Source organism: Pseudomonas sp. ES3-33, assembly GCF_000952175.1.
In the GTDB taxonomy this organism is placed as follows: Bacteria; Pseudomonadota; Gammaproteobacteria; order Pseudomonadales; family Pseudomonadaceae; genus Aquipseudomonas; species Aquipseudomonas gregormendelii.
This window is the reverse complement of sequence record NZ_JZRI01000093.1, coordinates 1-25450: the sequence shown is the minus strand read 5'-3', so window position 1 is coordinate 25450 and position 25450 is coordinate 1. Positions and strand designations below refer to the sequence as shown.

Here is a 25450-nt window from a genome sequence, read left to right as displayed (position 1 = left end):
TGAAAGGCCGGCGCCGCTGACGTCTGTGTAGCCCAGCGCGCGCCCGGTTACGGTGAAACCCGATGAAGAATCTACTGCTGCGCATCAATGACAAGATTTACATGACCTGCATCTGGGTCGCCGGACTGTCGGTGCTGGCCATTGCCCTGATCATTCCCTGGGGCGTTTTCGCTCGTTATGTCCTCGGCACCGGCTCCAGTTGGCCGGAGCCCACCGCCATTTTGCTGATGATGGTCTTCACATTCATCGGCGCGGCGGCCAGTTATCGCGCCGGTGCGCACATGGCGGTGGCCATGGTGACCGACCGGATGACGCCCGAAGTACGCAGAGTCGTGGGGATCTTCTCGCAACTGCTGATGGCCACGGTCTGCCTGTTCATGACTGTCTGGGGTACCAAACTGTGCATGTCCACCTGGAACCAGTTCATGAGCGCGCTGCCGACGCTGCGCGTGGGCATTACCTATATGCCGATCCCCGTGGGCGGTCTGCTCACGCTGATTTTTGTCCTGGAAAAACTCCTGCTCGGTGATCAGAGCAACCGTCGGGTCGTGCGTTTCGACCTGGTTGAAGAAAGCGAAGGTGCCGTATAAATGGACGCTCTGATTCTGCTGGGCAGTTTTCTCGCTCTGATCATGATCGGCATGCCGGTCGCCTATGCCTTGGGGCTCTCTGCGCTGATCGGCGCATGGTGGATCGACATTCCGTTTCAGGCGCTGATGATTCAAGTCGCCGGTGGTGTGAACAAATTCTCCCTGCTGGCGATTCCGTTCTTCGTGCTCGCGGGCGCGATCATGGCCGAGGGTGGCATGTCCCGCCGGTTGGTCGCCTTTGCCGGGGTGCTGGTGGGCTTCGTGCGCGGCGGCCTGTCGCTGGTCAACATCATGGCCTCGACATTCTTCGGGGCGATTTCCGGCTCCTCGGTGGCGGATACCGCGTCAGTGGGCTCGGTACTGATTCCGGAAATGGAGCGCAAGGGTTATCCACGGGAATTCGCCACGGCCGTGACCATCAGCGGGTCGGTCCAGGCCCTGTTGACGCCTCCCAGCCACAACTCGGTGATTTACTCACTGGCTGCCGGCGGCACGGTGTCGATTGCTTCGCTGTTCATGGCGGGTATCGTACCGGGGCTGTTGATGAGCGCCTGCCTGATGGTGCTCTGCCTGATCTTCGCGAAAAAACGCAACTACCCCAAGGGCGAGGTCATTCCCCTCAAGCAGGCGCTGAAAATATGCGGCGAAGCGATGTGGGGTTTGATGGCGATGGTCATCATCCTCGGCGGCATTCTGTCCGGTATTTTCACCGCCACGGAGTCTGCGGCCATCGCCGTGCTCTGGGCGTTTTTCGTGACCATGTTCATCTATCGCGACTACAAATGGAGTGAGCTGCCGAAACTGATGCACCGCACGGTCCGGACCATTTCCATCGTGATGATCCTGATCGGTTTCGCCGCCAGCTTCGGCTATATCATGACGCTGATGCAGATTCCGGCAAAGATCACCACCATGTTCCTGACCCTGTCAGACAACCGCTACGTGATCCTGATGTGCATCAACGTCATGCTGCTGATTCTCGGCGCGGTGATGGACATGGCGCCCTTGATCCTGATCCTGACACCCATCCTGCTGCCGGTGATTCTTGGCATAGGCGTCGACCCGGTGCACTTCGGCATGATCATGCTGGTGAACCTGGGCATAGGATTGATCACGCCGCCCGTAGGCGCGGTACTGTTTGTGGGGTCTGCCGTGGGTAAAGTCACTATCGAAAAAACCGTGATCGCACTGCTGCCTTTTTATGCCGTGCTGTTCCTGGTGCTGATCGCGGTGACTTACGTTCCTGCACTGTCGCTGTGGTTGCCGCATCTGGTGTTGTAAAAGGCCAATGCAGCCCCTGCAGGAGCTGCCTACGGGGATCTCGGTGTTTTTCAGATAGGTTAACGGCTATGGCGCCAACACTGCTCGAACTCGAAGACGAACTCACCCACCTGACCCTCGCCCCCGCACTCGGCGGCAGCATCGTCAACTGGACCGTACGCAGTACCGGCCAGCCATTGCTGCGGTACAACGATGCGCAGGCATTGAACACAGGCCTGCCGGGCAAGCTCGGCTGCTTCCCGCTGGTGCCCTGGTCCAACCGGATCGCCGAAGGCGGTTTCGACTGCCCCGATGGCTGGCTTGCCCTGGCGCCCAACAGCCTCACCGACCCGCTACCCATCCACGGCAGTGCCTGGCAACAGCCGTGGCAGGTCGTTTCCCACACGCAGGATGAAGTGGTGCTGCAACTGGACTGCAGCATCCCCTTCGCCTATCGCGCCCGGCAACGCTTTCACTTGAGCGAGGGCCGCTTGAGTATCGAGGTGCAGGTTACGCATCTGGCCGAGCATGCCGCGTGGCATGGGCTGGGACTGCATCCTTATCTGCCGCGCACCGCCGGCACCCGTCTGCAGGCAACTGCCCAACAGGTCTGGATGTGCGACGCGTCCAGACTGCCTACCCGACTTGATTCGATCCCCGACCGATGGGATTTTCAGCAACTGCAAGCGCTGCCGGACACCCTGGTCGACAACGGTTTCTGCCAATGGGACGGCCACTGCCTGATCCAGCAACCGGACCTGGGCTACGAACTGCAGTGCGAGGCCAGCGGCAGCGATTACTACCTGCTGTATTGCCCGGTTGACTTGGGATTCTTCTGTATCGAACCGGTAAGCCATCCGGTCAATGCCCATCACCTGCCCGGGCGGCCGGGCTTGCGCCTGCTGGCACAAGGTCAGTCTGCCGAGCTGGGTTTCAGCCTGCAATATCGCGCGCTGCCCTACCCCAGCAACTGACTGAGCACCGCGCGCAACTTGCCAGGCTTCACCGGTTTGTTCAGCAGCGGTGCATCCAGGCGCCGCAATGAGCGACGGCATTGATCGGTGCGATCGGCGGTGATGATGACAGCAGGAATTGCCTGGGCAAAATGCTCGCGCAAGTGCCTGACCACTTCACAGCCCACCACCCCGTGGTCCAGGTGATAGTCGGCCAGGATCAGCTCCGGCGCCCGCCCGGCCAGTGCGCTCAACGCCGAGGCCTGGTCGGTGGCCGTCACCACCTCGCAGCCCCACTGCCCAAGCAGCGCCCGCATGCTGTCAAGGATGCTGACTTCATTGTCCAGCACCAGCAAACGACGCCCCGGCAACGGATTACCGGTGCCCGGCTGCGGCGCCGCGAGGCTGATCGGCAGCGGCACTTCCCGGGACATGGGCACCTCGATGCTGAATCTGGAACCACGCCCCGGCAGCGAATGAACCTGCACGCGGTACTCGAGAATCTTGGCGATGCGCTCGACAATCGCCAGCCCCAACCCGACGCCCTTGCGATCGGCAGCACGGCCGACATCCAGCTGGTTGAACTCGAGGAAAATCGAATCCAGGCGGTCCGGGTCAATCCCGCGCCCGGTGTCCCACACCTCCAGGCGCAGCATCTCGCCCCGGCGTCGGGCCGCCAGCAGGATGCTGCCCTGGTCGGTATAGCGGCAGGCATTGCTGAGAAAATTGCGCAGGATGCGCGTCATCAGGCGCAAGTCGGTGCTGATCGCGTAGTCGCCCATGTGCACGCGCAGGTGCAGGCCGTCGGCCTCGGCGACGGACTGGAACTCGGATACCAGGGGCCCAAGCAACTCGTCGAGGCGATACAGCGCGATGTCCGGTTTGACGGCGGCCTGGTCGAGCCGTGAAATGTCCAGCAGGTCCGTGAGCAGGTCTTCGGCGCCTTCCAGTGCCTGATGGGTACGCTCCACCAGGACCTGCTCGATGTCGGGCAACTTGCGCTCGCGCAAGGTCGAGATAAGCAGGCGCGCGGCGTTGAGCGGTTGCAGCAGGTCATGGCTGGCGGCGGCGAGGTACTTGTCCTTGCTGCGATTGGCGGCCTCGGCGGCGTCCCGGGCCTCGAGCAGTTCGTCGGTGCGCGCGTTGACCCGCTGCTCCAGTTCGTCGTTGAGCTGTTGCAGGCGCTCCTGGGCCAGTTTGCGCTCGGTGATGTCGGTCACAAAACCTTCCACCAGGCCTTCCTGATCAGGCTTGAGCAACAGGTTCATCAACACATCGAGGCTGCTGCCGTCCTTGCGCCGCAATTGGGTTTCGTAGCCGTGCAAGCTGCCCTGGTGCCTGAGGATCTCGCCGATATTGGCCAGCTCCTGCGCACCGCCGACGAACAGGTTGCTCGCCAAGTCCGCCAGGGAAAACAACACGTCCTGCGGGTCCTGGTAGCCGAGCATCCGCGCCAGCGCCGGATTGGCCGCACGCATGCCTTCGAGCAGGCTGGCCTGGAAGATCCCCTGCACGGCATTTTCAAAGAGCCATTTGTAGCGATTGCGTTCGGCTTCCAGCTCTTCCAGGCGCGCGGCCAGCTCCGGGTAGTGGCTTTTGCGCGCCGAGTGGCTGCCTAATCCCAGCAGCCCGGCGAGCGCCCGTTGCTGCTCGTCAGAGGGCTTCGCCATAGACGACCTCGACATCACGCTGACTGGACTCGCGAGGGTTGGTGAGGATGCACGGGTCGTCCATGGCGTGCTGCGAGAGAAACGGAATGTCCGCGGTGCGCACGCCGTGCAGGCCGAGGGTTTCATGGAAGCCGATCGCGTGTTTGAGCGCGATCAGATGTTCCACCAGGCGCCCGCAGATCTGCCGGTGATTGAGGCCACGGCAGTCGATGCCAAAGGTCTCGGCGATGACCTTGAAACGCTCCGGCGCCGAGTTGTAGTTGAACGCCACCACGTGTTCCACCAGTACCGCATTGCACAGGCCATGGGGCAAGTCGAGGAAACCGCCAAGGCTGTGGGACATCGCATGCACCGCACCGAGGATCGCGTTGGAAAACGCCAGCCCGGCCTGCATGCTGCCGAGCATGATTTTCTCGCGCAGGGCAATGTCCGTGGGGTTGGCGATCATCTGTACCAGGTTGCCGTTGATCAGGCGCATGGCTTCCAGCGCATGGGGATCGGTCAAGGGCCCGTGACCGGTCGACACGAAAGCCTCAATCGCGTGCACCAAGGCATCGATTCCGGTACAGGCCGACAGGAACGGGTCCATGCTCAAGGTGGTTTCCGGGTCGATCAGCGACACGTCCGGCACCACCGCCTTGCTGACGATGGAGAACTTCATGCGCTCCTGCTGGTTGGAGATGATCACGAATTGAGAAACATCCGCCGAGGTGCCGGCGGTCGTGGGGATCAGGATCAGCGGCGGGCTCGGCACGCGAATGGTGTCCACCCCTTCGAACTCGAGGATGTTGCGGCCATGGGCGACGACGATGCCGATGCCCTTGCCGCAATCCATCGGGCTGCCGCCGCCCACGGCGACGATCACATCGCAGTGGTTTTCCCGGTACAGCTCGGCACCGAGCATGACTTCTTCGACCCGGGGATTGGGCGACACGTCGCTGTAGAGAAAGTAGTCGATGCCCTGGGCCTGCAGGCTGGCCTCGACATCGGCCACCCACCCGGCGGCAATCACCCCGGGGTCACTGACCACCAGGACCTTGCGCGCACCAAAAGTCTTGGCATAGTTGCCGACGTTATGCCGGCAACCGGCACCGAAGATGATTTCAGGTGAAACGAATTTACGCAGCTGGCTGAGACTTTGGCTCATTGGAAAGCCTGTGTTTTTATTGTTTTGGAAGGTAAAGCCACACTACCCCATCCGGCGGTGAATGCAATCAGACCAATGGGTACCTAAAGGCTGAAATGACAACAGATTCCTCGTGGGAGCCGGCTTGCCGGCGATGAGGCCCTGAAGCCTTGCGTAAATTGTGCGCACGCCATAGTCGGCAAGCCGGCTCCTACGGGGGCGTGTGCATGGTTGTTATCCGCGGTAGATCAGGCGCGAGGCTTTTTCGTTGCGCAGCGTCAGGTGCTCCATGCCCAGCCCGGGCGCATCGGCCTCGTCCCGGGCCTTGAGGATGACGCCGTGGTGCGCCGACTTGCTGCACACCGGGTCGGCATTCTCGGCATCGCCGGTCAGCATGAACGCCTGGCACCGACACCCCCCCAGGTCCTTGTGCTTTTCATCGCAGGAGCGGCAAGGCTCCTTCATCCAGTCGTCGCCACGAAAACGGTTGAAGCCGAACGAGTCGGTCCAGATGTGCTCGATGCTGTGCTCGCGCACATTGGGGAAGGCTACCGGGAGCTGCCTGGCGCTGTGGCATGGCAGTGCGGTGCCGTCCGGAGTGATGTCGAGAAACAGGTTGGCCCAGCCGTTCATGCAGGTCTTGGGGCGTTCTTCATAGTAATCCGGGGTGACGAAGATCAGCTTGCAGGGATGCCCTTCGGCCTCGAGACGCTCGCGGTACTGATTGGTAATGCGCTCGGCGCGCTGCAACTGCTCACGGGTGGGCAACAGGCCGACCCGGTTGAGCTCGGCCCAGCCGTAGAACTGGCAGGTCGCCAACTCGACGAAATCCGCTTCCAGCTCCAGGCACAGCTCGATGATGCGGTCGATCTGGTCGATGTTGTGCCGATGGGTGACAAAATTCAGCACCATCGGATAACCCTGGGCCTTCACCGCCCGGGCCATGGCCAGCTTCTGCGCGAAGGCCTTGCGGGATCCGGCGAGCATGTTGTTGACCGCCTCGTCGGCCGCTTGAAAACTGATCTGGATGTGGTCCAGCCCGGCAACCTTGAAGTCGCGCACCTTCTGCTCGGTCAGGCCGATGCCCGAGGTGATCAGGTTGGTGTAATAACCCATGTCCCGCCCGGCCTTGATCAACTCGGCCAGGTCTTGCCTCACCAGCGGCTCGCCTCCGGAAAAGCCGAGCTGCGCCGCGCCCATCTCCCGCGCTTCGCGAAATACGCGAATCCATTCCTCGGTGCTCAGCTCCGCCCCCTGCTGGGCAAAATCCAGCGGATTGGAGCAATAGGGGCACTGCAGCGGACACCGATAGGTCAGCTCCGCCAGCAGCCACAGCGGTGGACCGGGTTGCGGTTTGCTCCCGTTCACAGGTCAATCCCCCGGTGCCAGACGTTCTGCGTGGTCACGCTATGGTAAGGCGGGCGCTGCAGTTCATAGGCCATGCTCATGGCGTCGAGCATGCTCCACAACACATCAAGCTTGAATTGCAGGATTTCCAGCATGCGTTGCTGGCCCTCCAGGGTGACGTAGTGCGCCAGGGTAATGCGCAGGCCGTGCTCGACATCCCGGCGGGCCTGGCCCAGGCGGGTGCGAAAGTAGTCGTAGCCGGCGCTGTCGATCCATGGGTAATGGCTCGGCCAGGCCTCGAGACGTGATTGGTGGATCTGCGGCGCGAACAGCTCGGTCAGGGAGCTGCTGGCTGCTTCCTGCCAGCAGGCACGCCGGGCAAAATTGACGTAGGCGTCCACGGCAAAACGTACGCCGGGCAGCACCAGTTTCTGGGAGAGAATCTGTTCGCGATCGAGCCCTACGGCTTCACCCAGACGCAGCCAGGCTTCGATGCCGCCTTCGCTGCCAGGCACGCCGTCGTGGTCGAGGATGCGTTGCAGCCATTCACGCCGCACTTCGCGATCGGGGCAGTTGGCGAGGATCGCAGCGTCTTTCAGGGGGATGTTCACCTGATAGTAGAACCGATTGGCGACCCAGCCCTGGATCTGTTCGCGGGTAGCTCGACCGGCATACATGGCTTGGTGGAAGGGGTGGTGGATGTGGTAATAGGCGCCTTTGGCTTGCAGGGCGGCGGTGAATTCGGTGGGGGTCATCGGGGTGTCGGTCATTGGGATCATCCTGGAAGCTGTGTGGTATCTGGCTTGCCCGCGATGGGGCCATTGGCTACAGCACAATGTCCATGCCATCAAAAGCCACCTCAATCCCCCGCCGCTCCAGCAACGCCCGTTCCGCCGAGTCCTCATCGAGGATCGGGTTGGTGTTGTTGATATGGATCAGCACCTTGCGCTGGCGGGGAAAGCCTTCCAGCACTTCCAGCATGCCGCCAGGCCCGCTCTGGGCCAGGTGGCCCATGTCGCTGCCCAGGCTCTGGCCGACCTCACACACGCGCATTTCGTCGTCGCGCCACAACGTGCCATCGAGCAACAGGCAATCGGCGCGTTGCATCCAGCCCAGCACCTCAGCGTCGACCTGCCCGAGCCCCGGAGCGTAGAACAGCGACGCGCCGCTTTGCAGGTCTTCGATAAACAGGCCGATGGTGTCGCCGGGCTGCGGATTGCCGCGGTTGGGCGAGTACGGTGGTGCGTTACTGACCAGCGGGATCGCCCGCAGCCGCAGGTGTTTGCAGGCCGGGATCTGAAAGGGTTCGCGGTCCAGGCCGAGCGTTCGCCACTGCAGGCCGCCGTTCCAGTGCTTGAGCATGCCGAACAGCGGGAAGCCGCTGCTGAGGTCTTCGTGGACCCGGCCGGTGCAATACACGGAATGCGGGCAGCCTTCGCGCAGGCTCAACAGGCCGGTGCAGTGGTCGATCTGGCTGTCCATCAGCACCACGGCGGTAATCGCCGTGTCGCGCAATTGTCGAGCCGGTTGCAGCGGCGCGAAGCTTTCCAGCTGCGCGCGGATATCCGGTGAAGCATTGCACAGCACCCAGTCCACCCCGTTGTCGCTCAGGGCAATCGAGGACTGCGTTCGCCGCTGCGCCCGCAGGGTGCCGTTGCGCACTCCGGCGCATTGCCGGCAGTTGCAGTTCCACTGCGGAAAACCGCCACCAGCAGCCGAACCAAGAACACGGATGTGCATGAGCAATGCTCCAGAAGGCAGGCCCGGCCAACACGACGGCTGGCCGGGTGAACAATCAACGGTTGGCGAAATACATCGTCACTTCGAAGCCAATGCGCAGATCGGTAAACGCGGGTTTATGCCACATGGGTCAATCCTCTTCTTGTGCCGGGCAATTCCGGTAAAGCCATTAATGCACGGGGCGGGAGGTGACCGAATGCTACTTTCGAAGGAGTTGGCGGGGTGCGTTGGTAGGGGGTGTTGCGCGGCGGTTCGATTGCAAAAACCTGCAGGAGCGAGCTTGCTCGCGATTGACGCAAGAACAACGCTGGGTATCAGGTTCCCAGCGTTATCGTTGGCGACCATCGCGAGCACGCTCGCTCCTACAGGTGGGCGCGGTGTTTTTGGGGGTTAGAAGAACCCCAGCGGATTGATGTCGTAGCTCACCAGCAGGTTCTTGGTCTGCTGGTAGTGGTCGAGCATCATCTTGTGATTTTCGCGGCCCACCCCGGACTTCTTGTAACCGCCGAACGCGGCATGCGCCGGGTACAGGTGGTAGCAGTTGGTCCACACACGGCCGGCCTTGATCGCCCGGCCCATGCGGTAGGCACGGTTGATGTCGCGGGTCCACAGGCCGGCACCGAGGCCGAATTCGCTGTCGTTGGCGATCGCCAGCGCTTCGGCTTCGTCCTTGAAGGTGGTGATACCCACCACCGGACCGAAGATTTCTTCCTGGAACACCCGCATCTTGTTGTGGCCCTTGAGCAGGGTCGGCTGGATGTAGTAACCCGTCGACAGGTCGCCTTCAAGGCGCTCGGCGGCGCCGCCGGTGAGCAGCTCCGCGCCCTCCTCCTGGGCAATTTTGAGGTACGAGAGAATCTTGTCGTACTGCTGCTCGGACGCCTGGGCGCCGACCATGGTCTCGGTGTCCAGCGGATTGCCGCGCTTGATCTTGACGATCTTCTTCATCACCTCGGCCATGAACGGCTCGTAGATCGATTCCTGGACCAGCGCCCGGGATGGGCAGGTGCAGACTTCGCCCTGGTTGAAGAACGCCAGCACCAGGCCTTCGGCGGCTTTTTCGATGAACTGCGGCTCCGCGTTCATGATGTCTTCGAAGAAGATGTTCGGCGACTTGCCGCCCAGTTCCACGGTGCTTGGAATGATGTTCTCGGCGGCGCAGTGCATGATGTGTGCGCCCACCGGAGTGGACCCGGTAAACGCGATCTTGGCGATGCGCTTGCTGGTGGCCAGGGCCTCACCGGCTTCGCGGCCGAAACCCTGGACGATGTTCAGCACACCCGCTGGCAGCAGATCGGCGATCAGTTCGGCGAACACCATGATCGACAGTGGCGTTTGCTCGGCCGGCTTGAGCACCACGCAGTTGCCGGCAGCCAGGGCCGGAGCGAGTTTCCAGGCGGCCATCAGCAATGGAAAATTCCACGGGATGATCTGTCCGACCACGCCCAAAGGCTCGTGGAAATGATAAGCGGTGGTCAGTTCGTTGATCTCGGCGGCGCCGCCTTCCTGCGCACGGATGCACCCGGCGAAATAGCGAAAGTGGTCGGCGGCCAGCGGTACGTCGGCATTGAGGGTTTCACGCACGGCCTTGCCGTTGTCCCAGGTTTCGGTAACGGCGAGGATTTCCAGATTCTGCTCGATGCGGTCGGCGATTTTCAGCAGGACCAGCGAACGGTCCTGCGCCGAGGTCTTGCCCCAGGCATCCGCCGCAGCGTGGGCCGCGTCGAGGGCCTTGTCGATATCGGCGGCGCTGGAGCGCGGAAATTCGGCGATCACTTCACCGGTGACCGGCGAGGTGTTGGTGAAGTACTCGCCATTGACCGGGGCAACGAACTCGCCGCCAATGAAATTGCCGTAGCGCGGCTTGAAGGAAACGACGGCGCCGGGTGTTCCGGGTTGTGCGTAGATCATGGTGGGCCTCTGTCTGGGTCGATGCCTGTCGTGCAAACAGGCGATGAACCGATAGTAGAGAGCCCCAGGTGCCAGACGAATGCGCCGTTGGCAGGGGGGCTCTCGTTATTTGGTAGTAGGTTTGCCCACAAATCCCAATGGGGTGGAAATCTCTGTGGGATGTGGTGAACCTGGATTAGTGCTTAGCCACCAGGTCCTTCGGCAATTTGAAGGTCCAGAGCATGCCGCCCTGGTTAAAGTCCTTGATGCGCTTGGCCACTTCGCCGCCCCACAACGGCACCGCGCCACCCCAGCCGGACAGCACCGAGACGTACTGCTCGCCGTCCATTTCCCAGGTCACAGGTGAGCCGAGCACACCGGAGCCGGTCTGGAATTCCCAGACCTTCTCGCCGGTCCTGGCATTGAATGCCTGCAGGAACCCCTCCGGCGTGCCGGTGAATACCAGATTGCCTTTGGTGGTCAGCACCCCGCCCCACAGTGGCGCGAAGTTCTTGTGACGCCAGACTTCCTTGCCGGTTTTCGGGTCGATGGCGCGCAGCACGCCGATGTAGTCTTCGTTCAGTGGCTTGATGGTGAAACCGGCACCGAGGAAGGCCGCGCCTTTTTTGTAGGCGATGCCTTCGTTCCAGATGTCCATGCCCCACTCGTTAGACGGCACGTAGAACAGGCCGGTGTCTTTGCTGTAGGCCATCGGCATCCAGTTTTTCGCGCCGAGGAACGCCGGGGCGACGAACACCGAACTGCCTTTGGCTTCGGTGCCCGGTGCACCCGGTCGGCTGGCTTCGTTGTAGATCGGCCGACCGTCCTTATCCAGCCCGGTGGCCCAGGTGATCTTGTCCACGAACGGGAAACCGCGGATGAATTTGCCGTTGGTGCGGTCCAGCACGTAAAAGAAACCGTTGCGGTCAGCGGTGGCGGCAGCCTTGATTTCCTTGCCGCCCTCGGTGTAATTGAACGAAATCAGCTCGTTCACGCCATCGTAGTCCCAGCCATCGTGGGGCGTGCTCTGGAAATGCCATTTGATGGTGCCGTCGTCCGGGTTGAGCGCCAGGCGCGAGGACGAGTACAGGTTGTCGCCAGGACGCAGGTGCGAGTTCCACGGTGCCGGGTTACCTGTACCGAACAGAAGCAGGTTGGTTTCCGGGTCGTAGTAGCCACCCAGCCACGGCGCTGCGCCACCGGTCTTCCACAGGTCGCCCGGCCAGGTTTTGCCCGCCTCGCCGCCGGAAATGCCGTTTTCTACGGCCTTGCCATCCTTGTAGACGTAACCCATATGACCTTCGACCGTAGGGCGAGTCCACAGCAGATCACCGTTCTTCGGGTCGTAGGCTTCGATCTTGCCGACCACGCCGAATTCGCCACCGGCCACTCCGGTGATCAGTTTGCCGTTGATGACCATGGGCGCGGCGCTGATCGAGTAGCCTTCCTTGTGATCGGCGACCTTCTTGCTCCAGACCACTTTGCCGGTGTCCTTGTTCAGCGCCACCAGCTTGGCGTCCAGGGTGCCAAAGAACACCAGGTCGCCATACAGCGCGACGCCGCGGTTGATCACGTCGCAGCAGGGCCGGATATCGTCGGGCAGGCGTGCGTCGTACTGCCAGAGTTTCTTGCCGGTGCGCGCATCCACCGCGAACACCCGCGAGTAGGAACCGGTCATGTACATCACGCCGTCCTTGATCATCGGCTGCGCTTGCTGGCCACGCTGTTTCTCGCCACCGAAGGAGAAGGCCCACACTGGCCGCAAATCCTTGATGTTGTCGACGTTGAGCGTATCGAGCGGACTGTAGCGTTGACCCTGCACGCCCAGACCGTTGGTGACGATCTGCCCCGGGTTCGTGGGGTCCTGGAGAATCTCCTGGTCGGTGACGGCCGCCAGCGCCTGGCCGGACAGCAGCATGGCGCTGAGCAACAGGCTCAAGACGAAGGGTTGGCGACGTGCGGGTTGGGTCATGACGGCTGCCTCTGCGGTTTTTTGTTATACCCGGGAAAATTTCCCGGTCTGGTGCAGATTCTTGGTCGCCGGGGCCCTGGCAACAATTGCCCGCAGTGTGGAGATTTGTAGTTCCTTAGTACGGGGTCGTAGCGCGTAACCCATGTGGGAGCGAGCCTGCTCGCGATGGACGGGAGAACGCCGCTGGGTGTCAGGTTCCAGGGTTATCGTTGGCGACCATCGCGAGCAGGCTCGCTGCCACAGAAGGTCAGGTGGTGAGTGGTATTCAGTTGTCGGGGGTGGAATCCACTCGGGTCATTTGGGCGCGCTCGTAGCGGGGAAACAGATGACTGACGCTGCGAATCAGCTCATATCGACTCAGGTTGATTGTGGCGAATCGCTCGGGAATGGGGCTGCGGATCATCTCCGCCATGTCGCTGCCATTGGCCGCGCCGTCGCGCATCAGCTGGTCGAGCCACCCCAGGTAGTCGCGCATCTGTTCGAAGGGCCTGGCGTCAGTTGCCAGCGGGCCATGGCCGGGCACGATCAGCGTCCAGGGCAGGCCTTCAAGCGTGGCGATGTCGGCCAGCCACACCGCCAGCCCAGGGCTGTTGGGCGTGGTCAGTGCCCGTTGATAAAACACCAGGTCCCCGGCAAACAACACGCCGGTTTTCTGGTCGAGAATAGCCAGATCCGCGCCGGTGTGCCCACCCAGGCTCAGCACGCGTAAATCGTGATTCCCAAAACTGTGCACACCCGGCTCCAGTGTCCGGGTTGGCAATATGACTTCGGTGCCACGCATCCAGTCGCCCACCAGCCGGTACATATTCTCGGCCATGGCATCACCCTGCTGACGCAACAACTGCGTAGTCCCCGCCAGCGCGGCAATCGGCACGTCGGTAAAGGCCTGGTTGCCGAGCACATGGTCGGGATGGTGATGAGTCAACAGCACCTCGATCACCGGCTTGTCGGTCGTCGCCGCAATCGCCTGGCGCATCGCTTCGCCATAACGCTTCGAGGGCCCGGTATCGATCACCACCACGCCGCGCTCGGTGACAATGAAGGCGGTGTTGACGATGTTGCCGCCGTTGCCCTTGGCGAAGTTGTCGGTGCTGCCTTCCAGCAACCAGGTGTCCTGGGCAATGAGCCTGGGCTTGAGCGAGTACTCGAGGTCGGCCAGGGCCGGCAGGCTCATTCCGATCAACAACAACAGCATCCAGCGCATCAGGCGCTCCTTGGGGTCAGGGAATGGCCGCATCGAACTCATTGCCGCTGTTGTCGCGCAGTAACAGGCGCGTCTGCCCTGCCCCTTCGATATCGAACGTCAGGTTGGGGTTTTCGCTGACGGCGGGAAACAGCTCAAGGCGCGCCAGGACCTGATCATTACCATCACGCAATTCGGCATGATTGATGAAGAATTCCGGGATGCCACTGACCATGCCGTTGTCCATCGGATGCGCGACCTGCAGGCGCAGGCGACTGAACTCGCCCCGCGGGTATCGACCGCCCAGCACTTCGCCGATGTGCTCCTCCCACCCCGGCTGGGTGCGCACTACGCTGGGTGCGGTGCAGCCGCCACCCGCCGCGTCGATCAGCGTCGAACCGACATGCCACAGGCCGTCGCGGGTCAACACGGCGGCGCGCAACGGGGTCGCCTGTTCGATGCGGATACGGATCGACAGCCAGGGCAAGACCCCGCTCACCGGCTGGAAATCGACGATCTTCGGCAACGGGTTCAACTCGGCCCAGGCGAGGATTTTCACCACTTCGCCCTTGAACGCCCGGGCGTCGATCTCCAGCGGTACCTGCCGGGCATCTTCGGCGAATGGCGGGGCCAGCAGTTTTACCCGGTCATCGAACACGAACGGCGCATCACCGAGCATTTGCGTGTGATAAAAAGCCCACATCACCGACGGCACCGGGTCTTTGCCGGGGTCGATGGCCGCTGCATGGGCAGCGATGGGCAGCCAGCAGGCCAGCAGGCAGCTCGCTTGCCAGTTCACTGCTGATACAGCTCGGGCACGTCATAGCGCAGGCCGTACCTGGCATACAGCGCCTTGACCGAACCATCGCTAATCATCCCTTCCAGCGCCTCCTCGACCGCATACGCCAGCTGTCGATTGCTTTCGTGCACAGCCATGCCGATCTCCCAGAGTTGCTTGCCCATATTCGGGTAGGCGTTTTCCGCCAGCGCAACCTGGGGGTCGGCCGCTTCGTGCACTTGCCAGTCGATCTCGCCGCGCATCGCCATCACCGCATCGACTTCACCCGCCTTCATCGCGGCAAATGCCTGGTGCACGCCGGGATAATGGTGGGTCTTGCCGGCGAGCATGCCGTTGAACACCGAGGTCAGGTAGAACGACGGAACGCTGTCCACCTCGACGCCGATCGGATGATGCTCGAACACTGCCACGCTGGCGACCTTGTCCAGGCGGCGACGGTCGTACGCCACCTGCCACTGTTCGTTCTGATAGGGCCCGAACATCACCACGTGGCTGTTCTCCAGTTCGCCCAGCTCGTTGCGCTTGCGCGCGTAGTCCTGGTCGTAGGGTACGCGCATCATCAGGTCAGCCAATTGCAGGTCGTGCAATTGGCTGGGACGCCAGATGTAGTCGCGCAGGTCGTCGTCGAGTTTTTCTCCCGCCGGCGCCCACATCAGGGTCAGGCGCACACCGAGTGCCTTGGCCAGTGCTGCGGCCAAGTCCACATCGACGCCCCGGGGCTGACCGGCGTCTTCGAAACTGTAAGGGGCGAAGTCCTTGTAGACCGCCACTTTCAGCTCTCCGGCGGCGATCATTTCGTCATAGGTCCGCACCTGCGCCTGTACCACCTGGCAGCACAGCAACAACGCACTGATCAACAGCGTGAACAGGCGCATGCCTTACTCCTCGACGTGGACCGTATCCAGGTAAGTGCGCACCGCCCACAAGGCTTCCTGGCTCAGGTAATCGGCCATCTTGGGCATGTAAACGCGGCCGTCGCGTACGGCGCCATGGCGCACTCGCTCGACGAACCATTCATCACCGGCGTCACCGACATCGAGCATGCGCAGATCCGGGGCAATACCTCCGGACTTGGCTTCCAGGCCATGACAGGCCGCACAATTCTGGTTGTAGGCCGAAGAGCCGATTTCCACCGCCTTGTCGTGCTGCGGCGAGGTTCGATAAGGGTTCACTGCGGCCCAGCCATCGGCATCGAGCGGCACGCCAGCGTCCTTGATCGGGGTCAGCCCCGGGGTTTCGACGGCTTGGGGGACGACGTTGCCATGAGCCCAGGCGGAACCGGTACTGATAAAACCGGCCAGCAGTCCGGCAACAAGCAAGGCGTTGCGTTTTGTTGTCATTGTTATGCCCTCAGGATTGCACGCAAAACCTCTTTAAAGAGGCTATGGCAACCATCTTAGGAAGCACCTGGCGCCAGCCCCATGCTGCTTTAGTGGCCGCCTTCTAGTCCCTTGGTAGTAGGGCTTGTGGCGCACACCCAAATCAGGTGCCCCTTGGGAAGTTTTCCCGGCCACAGCGGGATATTTTCCGTATCCGCCAACCCACCGGGCGCACCACCCTGTGCAGGCCAAAACCTCCACTGGGAACTGCAACCATGACAATAAGATCGCTACCCGCCCTTTCCCCCTTGACCCTTGCCGTACAGGCCTTCGTGCTGGTGAGCAGCCTGTCGCTCGGCACTGCCAGCCATGCCGCCACTGCAGCCGCGGCCCCTACCCGCAACGTTTCGTGGGAGGACATTGCCAATGATCACCTGACCACCAAGGACGTGCTGCAGTACGGCATGGGCACCAACGCCCAGCGCTGGAGCCCGCTGGCCCAGGTCAACGACAAAAACGTGTTCAAGCTGACGCCGGCCTGGTCCTATTCGTTCGGGGACGAGAAGCAGCGCGGCCAGGAATCCCAGGCCATCGTCAGTGACGGCGTGGTTTACGTCACCGGGTCTTATTCGCGGGTCTTCGCGCTGGACGCCAAGACCGGCAAACGCCTTTGGACCTACAACCATCGTCTGCCGGACAACATTCGTCCGTGCTGTGACGTGGTCAACCGCGGTGCCGCAATCTTCGGCGACAAGATCTACTTTGGCACCCTGGATGCGCGCCTGATCGCCCTGGACAAGAACACCGGCAAAGTGGTCTGGAACAAGAAGTTCGGTGACCATGCCGCCGGCTACACCATGACCGGCGCACCGGTGCTGATCAAGGACAAGACCAGCGGCAAGGTGCTGCTGATCCATGGCAGCTCCGGCGATGAGTTCGGCGTGGTCGGGCAACTGTTTGCCCGCGATCCGGACACCGGAGAGGAAGTCTGGATGCGGCCTTTCGTCGAAGGTCACGTGGGCCGCCTGAACGGCAAGGACAGCACCCCCACCGGCGACGTCAAGGCGCCGTCCTGGCCGAATGACCCAACCACCGAAACCGGCAAGGTCGAGGCCTGGAGCCATGGGGGCGGCGCACCGTGGCAGAGTGCGAGCTTCGATCCGGAAACCAACACCATCATCGTCGGCGCCGGTAACCCCGGCCCGTGGAATACCTGGGCGCGCACGCCCAAGGATGGCAATCCCCACGATTACGACAGCCTCTACACCTCGGGCCAGGTCGGCGTCGATCCAAGCACCGGCGAAGTGAAATGGTTCTACCAGCACACCCCGAACGACGCCTGGGATTTCTCCGGCAACAACGAGCTGGTGCTGTTCGACTACAAGGACAAAGACGGCAAGACGGTCAAGGCCACCGGCCACGCTGACCGCAACGGGTTCTTCTATGTGGTCGATCGCAACAACGGCAAATTGCAGAACGCCTTCCCCTTCGTCGATAACATCACCTGGGCCAGTCACATCGACCTCAAGACCGGGCGGCCGGTGGAAAACGAAGGCCAGCGTCCAGCCAAGCCACTACCGGGCGAGACCAAGGGCAAGCCGGTGGAGGTTTCGCCGCCGTTCCTCGGAGGCAAGAACTGGAACCCCATGGCTTACAGCCAGGACACCGGGCTGTTCTATATCCCCGGCAACCAGTGGAAGGAGGAGTACTGGACCGAGGAGGTCAGCTACAAGAAAGGCTCGGCTTATCTGGGCATGGGTTTCCGTATCAAGCGCATGTACGACGATCACGTCGGCAGCCTGCGCGCGATGAACCCGACCACCGGCAAGGTGGTGTGGGAACACAAGGAGGCATTGCCGTTGTGGGCCGGTGTGCTGGCGACAAAGGGCAACCTGGTGTTTACCGGTACCGGTGATGGTTTCTTCAAGGCCTTCGATGCGAAAACCGGCAAGGAGTTGTGGAAGTTCCAGACCGGCAGCGGCATCGTCTCGCCGCCAATCACCTGGGAGCAGGATGGCGAGCAGTACATCGGCGTGACCGTTGGCTATGGCGGCGCGGTGCCGTTGTGGGGCGGCGACATGGCCGAGCTGACCAAACCAGTGGCTCAGGGCGGGTCGTTCTGGGTATTCAAGATTCCGAGCTGGGATAGCCAGGTAGTCCAAAAGTAAACCACGAACCCCTTCCCTGTAGGAGCGAGCTTGCTCGCGATGAACCCGAAACCAACACGGGGCACCAGACACCCCGCGTCATCGTTCACGACCATCGCGAGCAAGCTCGCTCCTACAGACCTCCCTCAGCCAGAGATCTCTTCATGAAATATCTGCCTCTAGTACTGCTACTGAGCGTTACGACGGTCCACGCCGCCGCCGACGTTCCGCTCATCATCAACGGCTGCACCATCGCCGATCACAGCCAGTGCCCCGGTGCCGACCTCAAGGGCGCGAACCTGAGTAACCAGGACCTGCGCAACATGAACCTCAGCGGCGCCGACTTGCGCGGGGCCGACCTGCGCCATGCGCGCCTGGACCTGGCAAACCTGGAAAAAGCCCGGCTGCAAGGCGCCAACCTGACCCGCGCCAGCCTGCAACAGAGCAACCTGCGCCTGGCGAATCTCACCGGGGCAAAATTGCTGGCGATCCAGGGCTGGGGCATGTTTGCCCAGGGCGCACAATTCCAGGATGCCGACCTCAGTGGTGCCTACCTGCAATTCGCCCGGCTTTCCGGGGCCAAGATGCACAGTGCCAACCTGCGTGCGGCAGATCTGGAGATGACCTGGCTGAGCAAGGCGGACCTCAAGGGCGCGAATCTCGCAGACGCGAATCTGCAGGAATCCAAGTTTGGTGAAAGTAATCTTGAGCAGGCGAACCTGAGTGGATCGCGCCAGCATTATGCGAACTTTCAAGATGCCAATATGGAGGGGTGTTCGGGGTGTCCAACAACGTGGAATAAATGAGCCGACCATATCCTCCTACGGAATGGTTTGCCTCCCCAAAGTCATGATTGATATCCAACATTTTGTGGGCAGACCAAGCTCGCTTCTACCGTGGGAATGGGTGTGTTCTTTCACCCCGCCTTGCGCACCACTCCCATATCGATGCCCAGATGCACCAGCTCGGCGTGGGAGCTGACTTGCAGTTTGCTCTTGAGCAAGGTCAGGTGATTGGAGACGGTCTTGGCGCTGATGCTCAATTGCTCGGCAATCATCCGGGCCGGGGTGCCCTTGGCGAGCATCACGAAAATCTCCAGCTCGCGCTGGGTCATGCTCTTCAGGCGCGGGTCGCTGGCGTCGTGTTGCGGATGGCAGGCCAGTTGCGTGGCAAGGGGTTGTTCGATATAGGCGTGCCCGGCCAGGATGCGCCGCACGGCTTCGATCAGCACCTCAGGTGCCGAGCTTTTCGTCAGGTAACCCGAAGCCCCCGCTTCCAGTGCCTGGCGCACTAGCGGTAATTCATCGTGCATGCTGAAAAACAGCACACGCAATTGCGGCAGGCGCTGACGCAGGCGGCGGGTGGTCTCCAGGCCGCTGATGCCTGGCAGGCCAAAATCCATGATCACCAGGTTCGGTACTGCTTCCTGGACGCGGATCAAAGCCTCTTCGCCAGTGGCCGCTTCACGCACCTCCAGGGCGGGCAGCAGCGCGCGCAGCAAACTGGCGTAGCCCTGGCGGACCACGGCATGGTCATCAACCAGCAGAATATTCATCACACCTCCAATGGCATGTTCAAGGCCAGCGCCCAACCGGCACCGGGATGGCTGATAATCCGCAGCACGCCGCCCAGGCTGCGGGCGCGCTCGCACATCGAGTACAGGCCGACGCCCGGTTGCTGCGGTTGCCGGGCGCCTCGGCCGTTGTCGCGCACCAGCAAACGCAAGCGCCCACCCTGATGCTGCAGGCGGATCCGCACCTGGCTGGCATCGGCATGGCGCACGATGTTGGTCAAGGCCTCCTGCAGCAGTCGATAAAGATGGGTTTTACTGCTGCTGGACAACGCTGGCATCTGCACGCTGACCCGCAGCTGGCATTCGATGCCCTGGCGCACCTGCCATTGCTCCACCAGCAAAGCCACTGCCTGCTCCAGGGGCAGATGCTGCAGTACTACCGGGTAAAGGTCCTGCACCAGGGCGCGAAATCCTTGCTGCAGATGCTCGCAGTTGTGTTCCAGTTCGCGCACTGTGCGTTCCACTGCTTGCGGCTGGTCCGCGACCCAGCGCAGCAGACAGGCCTGGGCGCGAATACCCGCCAGGTACTGGCCGAGGTCGTCGTGCAGGGTCTGCGCCAGATGAGTGCGCTCCTGCTCCTGCACTGCCAGCAAGGTCCGGGTCAAATGCGCGTTATCGGCGCAAGCCTGCTCCAGCGCCTGGGCCATCTGATTAAAATGCGTCGCCAGCTGCCGTGCTTCAGGAACCCCTTCGGTGGGCAGGCGCACCTTGAGCTGGCCGTCGGAAACTTGCTGCAGTGCTCGGAGTAATTCATCGAGCAGGCCCATGCCGCGGCCAACCGCCCAGCGAATGGTCAGCAGGCTTACCAGCAGCGCAAGGCCGCACAATGCCAACAGTTGCTGGAGGGAATCCCAGACCTCGTCGATCTCGTCACGCGGATCGACCGCAATCTGCACCCGACGGCCATCCTGCAGCTCCAGCACCCGCTCGTGGTGCCGCGCCTGGGCAAACAGCACGCTGGCAAGCCACGCGTCCGGGCCATGTTGGGTGCCCGCCCGAGGCGCTTCGCCGGGTTCCAGCCAGCGCACCCGCACATGCCGCAAGCTGCGGGTGAGCCCGGGTTGCAAACTGGCCGGGTCGCGCCCGGCCGTTTCACTCAGGTACTCGACCACGGCCTGGGCCGATTGCAGTTCTCGCTCCACATCCGCCAGCGCCTGATGCAACAGCAAGCCCGTGCACGCCAGCGTCACCAGGGTGAAAAACCCGCACACCCAGAGGTTGATTCGCCATAGCGCCGACATGCCTAGCGCCCCGGCGTCGCGGAGAACACCGCCAGCGGCGCGGGGCGCGAGCCATGCAGTTTATCCACGCCGATCAGGCTGAGGATCAGCAGGAACGGCAGCAGTAGCGCTTTGAAAATCCGCATGGCCCAGCGCCTCCAGAGGTCGTGGCTGTTACAACCCATGCTAAAACCGCGCCGCGCAGGTGGAGTTACTACCTTGGTACTGGCTGACTGGTACTTTCTGCATATTTCTTATCGCCCTTCGGGTTCCTATGCTGGCGCTACCTGGAACGGAGTGCACCATGCGCCAGCTAGCCCCCTACGCCCTGACCTGCCTGCTGGCGATCGCCTGCACCGCCCTGCCGTCCGCTCACAGCCGGGCCGCCGAGGCGCCGTTGCAGGTGCGGATCGGCTACCTGGGCTATCGCCCCGACCCGGGTCCTGTGCTGTCGAACATCATTGCCGAACCGGACGATGCCGGCTTGCGCGGCGCCGAACTGGCGATCACCGACAGCAACAGTACCGGGCGCTTTCTCAACCAGAGCTACACCCTGGTCGACGGCAGTGCCGACAGCCCGCAAGCCCTGCTCGAGGCCGCCCAGGCGCAACACCGGCAAGGTCTGCGGTTGTTCGTGGTGAACGCCCCGGTCGACAGCCTGCGCCAACTCAGTGCGGCCCTGCCCGACAGCCTGCTGTTCAACGCTGGCAGCCCCGACGACAGCTTGCGCACCACCGACTGCCTGGCGAACGTGCTGCACAGCCTGCCCAGCCGGGCGATGCTGGCGGACGCCCTGGCGCAATTCCTGGTGGTGCGCAAATGGCAGCGGGCGCTGCTGATCGTCGGCCCGACCGCCGACGATCAAGCCTATGCCGCGGCCCTGCGGCGTGCAGCGAAACGCTTCGGCTTGAAGCTGGTGGCGGAGAAAGCCTGGAGTTTCGACAACGACCAGCGCCGCAGCGCCCAGGCCGACATGCCACTGTTCACCCAGACCGCCGAGTACGACGTGGTGCTGGTGGCCGATGAGCGCGGCGACTTTGGTGAATACGTGCCCTACCAGACCTGGTACCCACGCCCCGTCGCCGGCACCCAGGGCCTGACCCCGGTGGGCTGGCACAAAACCGTGGAAACCTACGGCGCCGCGCAGTTGCAGAAACGTTTCGAAGCCCTGGCCGGACGCTGGATGAACGACCGGGATTTTGCCGCCTGGATCGCCGTGCGCAGCGTCGCCAGCGCGGTGAGCAAGCTGCGCCAGGCAGACCCCCTGGCAATCCGTCAGCTGCAACTCAGCGATCAACTGCCCCTGGACGGTTTCAAGGGCCGCAAGCTCAGTTATCGGCCGTGGAACGGTCAACTGCGCCAGCCCATTCCTGTCGTGCAACCCCGGGCGCTGGTCAGCACCTCGCCCCAGGAAGGCTTTCTGCACCCCTTCAATGAGATGGACAGCCTGGGCTACGACAAGCCCGAGGTCAGCTGCCGCTTTCCCTGACCCCTGACGTTCAACAACTACAACAACAACAAAAAGGAATTCGCCATGCGCCGCACCCTGCTCTCATGCGCCCTGCTGCTCGCCGCCGGGCATGCCGCGGCCAGCACCGCCTGGGTCTCCAACGAGAAGGACAACAGCCTCAGCCTGATCGACATGCAGACCCTGCAAGTCACCGATACCCTGCCCGTCGGCCAGCGTCCACGAGGCCTGTTGCTGTCCCACGACAACACGCTGCTGTACATCTGCGCCAGCGACTCGGATCGCGTGCAGGTCATGGACGTCGCCACGCGCAAGATCATCAAGGAACTGCCATCCGGCAAGGACCCCGAGCAGTTCGCCCTGCACCCTAACAATCGCTGGTTGTATGTCTCCAACGAAGACGATGCGCTGGTGACGGTGATCGACACCGAAACCTCCAAGGTGCTGGGCCAGATCAGTGTCGGCGTCGAACCCGAAGGCATGGCCGTCAGTCCCGACGGCAAATGGGCGGTCAACACCAGCGAAACCACCAACATGCTGCACTGGATCGACACCAGCACCCAGACCCTGGCGGACAGCACGCTGGTAGACCAGCGCCCGCGCTTCGTCGAGTTCACCCCAAACGGTGCGCAATTGTGGGCCTCGGCGGAAATCGGCGGCACGGTGACCATTCTCGACGTTGCAACCCGCCAGGTGCTCAAGACCCTGACGTTCCAGATCAAGGGTGTGCACCCGGACAAGGTGCAGCCGGTGGGCATCAAGCTCAGTGCCGATGGCAAATACGGCTTCGTTGCCCTCGGCCCGGCCAATCATGTGGCGGTGATTGATGCCAAGACCTTCGAGATCCTCGATTACCTGCTGGTGGGCCGGCGAGTCTGGCAGATGGCGTTTACCCCGGATCAGAAGCAGCTGCTGGCCACCAACGGGGTCAGCGGTGACGTATCGGTGATCGATGTCGACAGCCTCAAGGTCAGCAAGTCGGTCAAGGTTGGACGTTATCCGTGGGGCGTGGTGGTCACGCCATGAACGCGCTGGAGGTCAGCGACCTGAGTTTTGCCTACGGCGCGCGGGAGGCGTTGCGCAAGGTGAGTTTCAGCCTGGCGCCAGGGCGGTTTGCCGCATTACTGGGGCCCAACGGCGCCGGCAAATCCACGCTGATCGCCTTGCTCACCCGACTCTACGACCTGCAACGCGGCGACATTGTCGTGGGCCAGTGCTCACTGCGCACTACGCCACGCCCGGCCCTCAGGCAGTTGGGTGTGGTGTTCCAGCAAAGTACCCTGGACCTGGACCTCAGCGTCGAACAGAACCTGCGCTACCACGCGGCGTTGCATGGCCTGGGCCGCCGCCAGACCGCGCTGCGGGTCGATGCCGAGCTGGCCCGCCAGGGCCTGACCGAGCGGCGCGGTGAACGGGTTCGCGAGCTCAATGGCGGGCACCGCCGCCGGGTGGAAATCGCCCGTGCGCTGTTGCACGAACCGCGCCTGCTGCTGCTCGACGAGGCCAGTGCGGGCCTCGATCCAGCCAGCCGCCTGGCCCTCAACCAGCATATCCGCAGCCTATGCCGCGAGCAGCAGATCAGCGTGCTCTGGACCACTCACCTGCTCGACGAAGTGCAAGCCGGCGACGACCTGTTGATTCTGCATCAAGGACGCCTGGTCGCCAGCGGTCAGGCTGATGCCCTGAGCCTTGAGCACGGCGGCGACCTGGGTTCGGCTTTCGCGCACCTGACCAACCCGGGAGCTTCACGATGAATGCCTACTGGCACTGCTTCAGCGGCATCGTGCTGCGCGAATGGCTGCGCTTTGTGCTGCAACGCACGCGTTTCCTCAGCGCGCTGGTGCGGCCTTTGCTGTGGCTGCTGGTGTTCGCCGCCGGTTTCCGCGCAGCGCTGGGGATCGCGATCATCGAGCCCTACGACACCTACATCCCCTACGAGGTGTACATCATCCCGGGCCTTGCCTGCATGATCCTGCTGTTCAACGGTATGCAGGGCTCGCTGTCGATGGTCTACGACCGGGAGATGGGCAGCATGCGCGTGCTGTTGACCAGCCCGCTGCCGAGGACCTTCCTGCTGTGCAGCAAGCTGCTGGCCACCGCGCTGATTTCGCTGTTGCAGGTGTATGCCTTCCTGGCGATTGCCTGGGTGTACGGCGTGCAACCGCCGGCCATGGGCCTGCTGGTCGCCTTGCCCGCGTTGCTACTCGTGGCATTGATGCTCAGCGCACTGGGGTTGTTGCTGTCCAACGCCATCCGCCAGCTGGAGAACTTCGCCGGGGTGATGAACTTCGTGATTTTCCCGTTGTTTTTCCTGTCTTCGGCCCTGTACCCGCTGTGGAAGATGCGCGAGTCGAGTGAGTGGTTGTACTGGCTGTGCGCGATCAACCCGTTCACTCATGCGGTGGAGTTGGTGCGGTTTGCGTTGTATGAGCGGTTCAATCCGCTGGCGCTGGCCGTCTGCGCTGCATTGACCCTGGTGTTTGCGCTGCTCGCAGTGTTGACCTTCAACCCGCAACACGCGGCCCTGCGCAAATCAACCTGAGCCCGCATCGTGTTGGGCACCCCAACAGTGGAGCTTCATTCATTCACCGGGAACGGGGTGCGCAGGGTAAAAATTACTACTTTAGTACTGGTTTTCATGTCTATCGTCGCATTCCCAAAGCACCGCGACTGGCATGTAATGGGTGCATAACTATAAGGATTGCCCCCATGCCCCGTGCCCGACGTCGCCTTCTGCGTCCCACACTCGCTGCGCTGTCCCTGAGCTTGCTCCTTTGCACCGCCCACGCCGAGACCGCGTTGTTCTCAACCGACGGTTATCGCATCGGGTTGTACCGCAGCCCTACCCCGGCTCAAGCGCAGGGCGCGACGATCATCGACACCGCCGCCCTGCAAGCCCTGCTGAGCCAGACCCCGCGCCCGGTGTTGATCGACGTCTACCGCCGCCAATGGCTGCAAGGGAAATTCATCGAAGACCAGCCCCACGAAAATCTACCCGGCAGCCATTGGCTGGCCAACACCGGTGACGGTGACCTGACTGCGGCCTGGGCAGAGTATTTCGCGCGTAACCTTGAAGCCTTGACCCAGGGTAATCAGGCACAACCACTGGTGTTCTACTGCCGCTCCGACTGCTGGTTGAGCTGGAATGCGGTCAAGCGCGCTGCCGCGATGGGCTATAAGACACTGTACTGGT

General features: G+C 62.4%; 25 protein-coding genes. 10 read left to right on the top strand and 15 right to left on the bottom strand.

Annotation, left to right across the window (positions count from 1 at the left end; translation table 11 throughout):
- The first annotated feature begins 62 nt into the window (after window positions 1-62).
- The 3 genes from UB23_RS16955 (at window position 63) to UB23_RS16945 (ending at window position 2824) form a co-directional block, all read left to right on the top strand.
- Entirely contained in the window at window positions 63-590 is a 528-nt protein-coding gene (locus tag UB23_RS16955) for a TRAP transporter small permease (protein WP_045060457.1), read from the top strand.
- The gene (locus UB23_RS16950; protein WP_045060456.1) at window positions 591-1871 is read left to right on the top strand and encodes a TRAP transporter large permease; all 1281 of its coding nucleotides are present in this window, start codon (window positions 591-593) and stop codon (window positions 1869-1871) included.
- A 68-nt stretch (window positions 1872-1939) separates the two neighbouring features.
- Window positions 1940-2824 (top strand): aldose 1-epimerase, encoded by an 885-nt coding sequence (locus UB23_RS16945; RefSeq protein ID WP_045060455.1) that lies wholly within the window; start codon window positions 1940-1942, stop codon window positions 2822-2824.
- On the opposite strand, the gene UB23_RS16940 is transcribed toward UB23_RS16945, so the two are convergent.
- The 12 genes from UB23_RS16940 to pedF all read right to left on the bottom strand — a co-directional run bounded on the left by UB23_RS16940 (window position 2809) and on the right by pedF (window position 15870).
- Window positions 2809-4473, bottom strand: a complete 1665-nt coding sequence (locus tag UB23_RS16940) for a PAS domain-containing hybrid sensor histidine kinase/response regulator (RefSeq protein WP_045060454.1) — start codon at window positions 4471-4473, stop codon at window positions 2809-2811. The two genes, UB23_RS16945 and UB23_RS16940, sit on opposite strands and share 16 nt — an antisense overlap.
- On the bottom strand, window positions 4457-5620 hold the full coding sequence (ercA, locus tag UB23_RS16935; protein WP_045060453.1) for an alcohol dehydrogenase-like regulatory protein ErcA: 1164 nt from the start codon (window positions 5618-5620) through the stop codon (window positions 4457-4459). The genes UB23_RS16940 and ercA overlap by 17 nt, the downstream gene beginning before the upstream one ends.
- A 213-nt stretch (window positions 5621-5833) precedes the next feature.
- Window positions 5834-6967, bottom strand: coding sequence for a pyrroloquinoline quinone biosynthesis protein PqqE (gene pqqE / locus UB23_RS16930; RefSeq protein WP_045060452.1), 1134 nt, complete (start codon window positions 6965-6967; stop codon window positions 5834-5836).
- Window positions 6964-7716 (bottom strand): pyrroloquinoline-quinone synthase PqqC, encoded by a 753-nt coding sequence (gene pqqC / locus UB23_RS16925; protein ID WP_045060451.1) that lies wholly within the window; start codon window positions 7714-7716, stop codon window positions 6964-6966. Before pqqC ends, pqqE begins: the two co-directional genes overlap by 4 nt.
- 55 nt (window positions 7717-7771) lie before the next feature.
- Window positions 7772-8686 carry a pyrroloquinoline quinone biosynthesis protein PqqB gene (gene pqqB, locus UB23_RS16920; RefSeq protein ID WP_045060450.1) on the bottom strand — a complete coding sequence of 305 codons (915 nt, stop codon included), beginning with the start codon at window positions 8684-8686 and terminating at the stop codon, window positions 7772-7774.
- 55 nt (window positions 8687-8741) lie between these two features.
- A complete protein-coding gene (gene pqqA / locus UB23_RS28635; protein WP_081499480.1) occupies window positions 8742-8813 on the bottom strand; it encodes a pyrroloquinoline quinone precursor peptide PqqA in 72 nt (23 codons plus the stop codon).
- Window positions 8814-9076: 263 nt separating this feature from the next.
- Window positions 9077-10597, bottom strand: coding sequence for an acetaldehyde dehydrogenase ExaC (gene exaC, locus UB23_RS16915; RefSeq protein WP_045060449.1), 1521 nt, complete (start codon window positions 10595-10597; stop codon window positions 9077-9079).
- 175 nt (window positions 10598-10772) lie between these two features.
- On the bottom strand, window positions 10773-12548 hold the full coding sequence (locus tag UB23_RS16910; protein ID WP_045060448.1) for a PQQ-dependent methanol/ethanol family dehydrogenase: 1776 nt from the start codon (window positions 12546-12548) through the stop codon (window positions 10773-10775).
- A 265-nt stretch (window positions 12549-12813) separates the two neighbouring features.
- The gene (locus UB23_RS16905) at window positions 12814-13752 is read right to left on the bottom strand and encodes a quinoprotein relay system zinc metallohydrolase 1 (protein ID WP_045060447.1); all 939 of its coding nucleotides are present in this window, start codon (window positions 13750-13752) and stop codon (window positions 12814-12816) included.
- Window positions 13753-13768: 16 nt separating this feature from the next.
- Window positions 13769-14530, bottom strand: coding sequence for a quinoprotein dehydrogenase-associated SoxYZ-like carrier (locus UB23_RS16900; RefSeq protein ID WP_045060446.1), 762 nt, complete (start codon window positions 14528-14530; stop codon window positions 13769-13771).
- A complete protein-coding gene (locus UB23_RS16895; protein WP_045060445.1) occupies window positions 14527-15405 on the bottom strand; it encodes a substrate-binding periplasmic protein in 879 nt (292 codons plus the stop codon). The genes UB23_RS16900 and UB23_RS16895 overlap by 4 nt, the downstream gene beginning before the upstream one ends.
- Before the next feature lie 3 nt (window positions 15406-15408).
- A complete protein-coding gene (pedF, locus tag UB23_RS16890) occupies window positions 15409-15870 on the bottom strand; it encodes a cytochrome c-550 PedF (protein ID WP_045060444.1) in 462 nt (153 codons plus the stop codon).
- Between the two features lie 254 nt (window positions 15871-16124).
- Here pedF and exaA point away from each other — a divergent pair, with 254 nt between their 5' ends.
- Together exaA and UB23_RS16880 are read left to right on the top strand one after the other, a co-directional pair.
- Window positions 16125-18017 (top strand): quinoprotein ethanol dehydrogenase, encoded by a 1893-nt coding sequence (exaA, locus tag UB23_RS16885; protein WP_045060443.1) that lies wholly within the window; start codon window positions 16125-16127, stop codon window positions 18015-18017.
- Window positions 18018-18160: 143 nt separating this feature from the next.
- Complete coding sequence (locus UB23_RS16880; protein ID WP_045060442.1) at window positions 18161-18802, top strand: pentapeptide repeat-containing protein; 642 nt, start codon at window positions 18161-18163, stop codon at window positions 18800-18802.
- A gap of 110 nt (window positions 18803-18912) precedes the next feature.
- On the opposite strand, the gene UB23_RS16875 is transcribed toward UB23_RS16880, so the two are convergent.
- From UB23_RS16875 to UB23_RS30520, 3 genes are read right to left on the bottom strand one after another with little or no spacing between them, the layout of a single operon-like run.
- Window positions 18913-19551, bottom strand: a complete 639-nt coding sequence (locus tag UB23_RS16875; RefSeq protein WP_045060441.1) for a response regulator — start codon at window positions 19549-19551, stop codon at window positions 18913-18915.
- Window positions 19551-20810 carry a HAMP domain-containing sensor histidine kinase gene (locus tag UB23_RS16870; RefSeq protein WP_045060440.1) on the bottom strand — a complete coding sequence of 420 codons (1260 nt, stop codon included), beginning with the start codon at window positions 20808-20810 and terminating at the stop codon, window positions 19551-19553. The genes UB23_RS16875 and UB23_RS16870 overlap by 1 nt, the downstream gene beginning before the upstream one ends.
- Before the next feature lie 2 nt (window positions 20811-20812).
- On the bottom strand, window positions 20813-20935 hold the full coding sequence (locus tag UB23_RS30520; RefSeq protein WP_269082902.1) for a hypothetical protein: 123 nt from the start codon (window positions 20933-20935) through the stop codon (window positions 20813-20815).
- A gap of 158 nt (window positions 20936-21093) precedes the next feature.
- On the opposite strand from UB23_RS30520, the gene UB23_RS16865 reads away from it, so the two are divergent.
- From UB23_RS16865 to UB23_RS16845, 5 genes are all read left to right on the top strand, one after another.
- Window positions 21094-22278, top strand: a complete 1185-nt coding sequence (locus tag UB23_RS16865) for an ABC transporter substrate-binding protein (RefSeq protein WP_045060439.1) — start codon at window positions 21094-21096, stop codon at window positions 22276-22278.
- A gap of 45 nt (window positions 22279-22323) precedes the next feature.
- Window positions 22324-23283 (top strand): YVTN family beta-propeller repeat protein, encoded by a 960-nt coding sequence (locus UB23_RS16860; RefSeq protein WP_045060438.1) that lies wholly within the window; start codon window positions 22324-22326, stop codon window positions 23281-23283.
- Window positions 23280-24011: an ABC transporter ATP-binding protein gene (locus UB23_RS16855; RefSeq protein ID WP_045060437.1), complete on the top strand. Its 732-nt coding sequence runs from the start codon at window positions 23280-23282 to the stop codon at window positions 24009-24011. Before UB23_RS16860 ends, UB23_RS16855 begins: the two co-directional genes overlap by 4 nt.
- A complete protein-coding gene (locus UB23_RS16850) occupies window positions 24008-24799 on the top strand; it encodes an ABC transporter permease (RefSeq protein ID WP_045060436.1) in 792 nt (263 codons plus the stop codon). Before UB23_RS16855 ends, UB23_RS16850 begins: the two co-directional genes overlap by 4 nt.
- 167 nt (window positions 24800-24966) lie before the next feature.
- The coding region (locus UB23_RS16845; RefSeq protein ID WP_045060435.1) for a PQQ-dependent catabolism-associated CXXCW motif protein at window positions 24967-25450 on the top strand (484 nt) is incomplete at its 3' end.

Coding starts and splice junctions, on each gene's coding strand:
- UB23_RS16905 (WP_045060447.1), bottom strand. CDS start 13,752: ATGCGCTGGATGCTGTTGTTGTTGATCGGAATGAGCCTGCCGGCCCTG.
- UB23_RS16870 (WP_045060440.1), bottom strand. CDS start 20,810: ATGTCGGCGCTATGGCGAATCAACCTCTGGGTGTGCGGGTTTTTCACC.
- UB23_RS16955 (WP_045060457.1), top strand. CDS start 63: ATGAAGAATCTACTGCTGCGCATCAATGACAAGATTTACATGACCTGC.
- UB23_RS16945 (WP_045060455.1), top strand. CDS start 1,940: ATGGCGCCAACACTGCTCGAACTCGAAGACGAACTCACCCACCTGACC.
- UB23_RS16850 (WP_045060436.1), top strand. CDS start 24,008: ATGAATGCCTACTGGCACTGCTTCAGCGGCATCGTGCTGCGCGAATGG.
- UB23_RS16880 (WP_045060442.1), top strand. CDS start 18,161: ATGAAATATCTGCCTCTAGTACTGCTACTGAGCGTTACGACGGTCCAC.
- UB23_RS16940 (WP_045060454.1), bottom strand. CDS start 4,473: ATGGCGAAGCCCTCTGACGAGCAGCAACGGGCGCTCGCCGGGCTGCTG.
- exaA (WP_045060443.1), top strand. CDS start 16,125: ATGACAATAAGATCGCTACCCGCCCTTTCCCCCTTGACCCTTGCCGTA.
- pqqB (WP_045060450.1), bottom strand. CDS start 8,686: ATGCACATCCGTGTTCTTGGTTCGGCTGCTGGTGGCGGTTTTCCGCAG.
- UB23_RS16950 (WP_045060456.1), top strand. CDS start 591: ATGGACGCTCTGATTCTGCTGGGCAGTTTTCTCGCTCTGATCATGATC.
- exaC (WP_045060449.1), bottom strand. CDS start 10,597: ATGATCTACGCACAACCCGGAACACCCGGCGCCGTCGTTTCCTTCAAG.
- UB23_RS16910 (WP_045060448.1), bottom strand. CDS start 12,548: ATGACCCAACCCGCACGTCGCCAACCCTTCGTCTTGAGCCTGTTGCTC.
- UB23_RS16865 (WP_045060439.1), top strand. CDS start 21,094: ATGCGCCAGCTAGCCCCCTACGCCCTGACCTGCCTGCTGGCGATCGCC.
- UB23_RS30520 (WP_269082902.1), bottom strand. CDS start 20,935: ATGCGGATTTTCAAAGCGCTACTGCTGCCGTTCCTGCTGATCCTCAGC.
- pqqC (WP_045060451.1), bottom strand. CDS start 7,716: ATGACCGACACCCCGATGACCCCCACCGAATTCACCGCCGCCCTGCAA.
- UB23_RS16855 (WP_045060437.1), top strand. CDS start 23,280: ATGAACGCGCTGGAGGTCAGCGACCTGAGTTTTGCCTACGGCGCGCGG.
- pedF (WP_045060444.1), bottom strand. CDS start 15,870: ATGACAACAAAACGCAACGCCTTGCTTGTTGCCGGACTGCTGGCCGGT.
- UB23_RS16875 (WP_045060441.1), bottom strand. CDS start 19,551: ATGAATATTCTGCTGGTTGATGACCATGCCGTGGTCCGCCAGGGCTAC.
- UB23_RS16860 (WP_045060438.1), top strand. CDS start 22,324: ATGCGCCGCACCCTGCTCTCATGCGCCCTGCTGCTCGCCGCCGGGCAT.
- ercA (WP_045060453.1), bottom strand. CDS start 5,620: ATGAGCCAAAGTCTCAGCCAGCTGCGTAAATTCGTTTCACCTGAAATC.
- UB23_RS16895 (WP_045060445.1), bottom strand. CDS start 15,405: ATGCGCCTGTTCACGCTGTTGATCAGTGCGTTGTTGCTGTGCTGCCAG.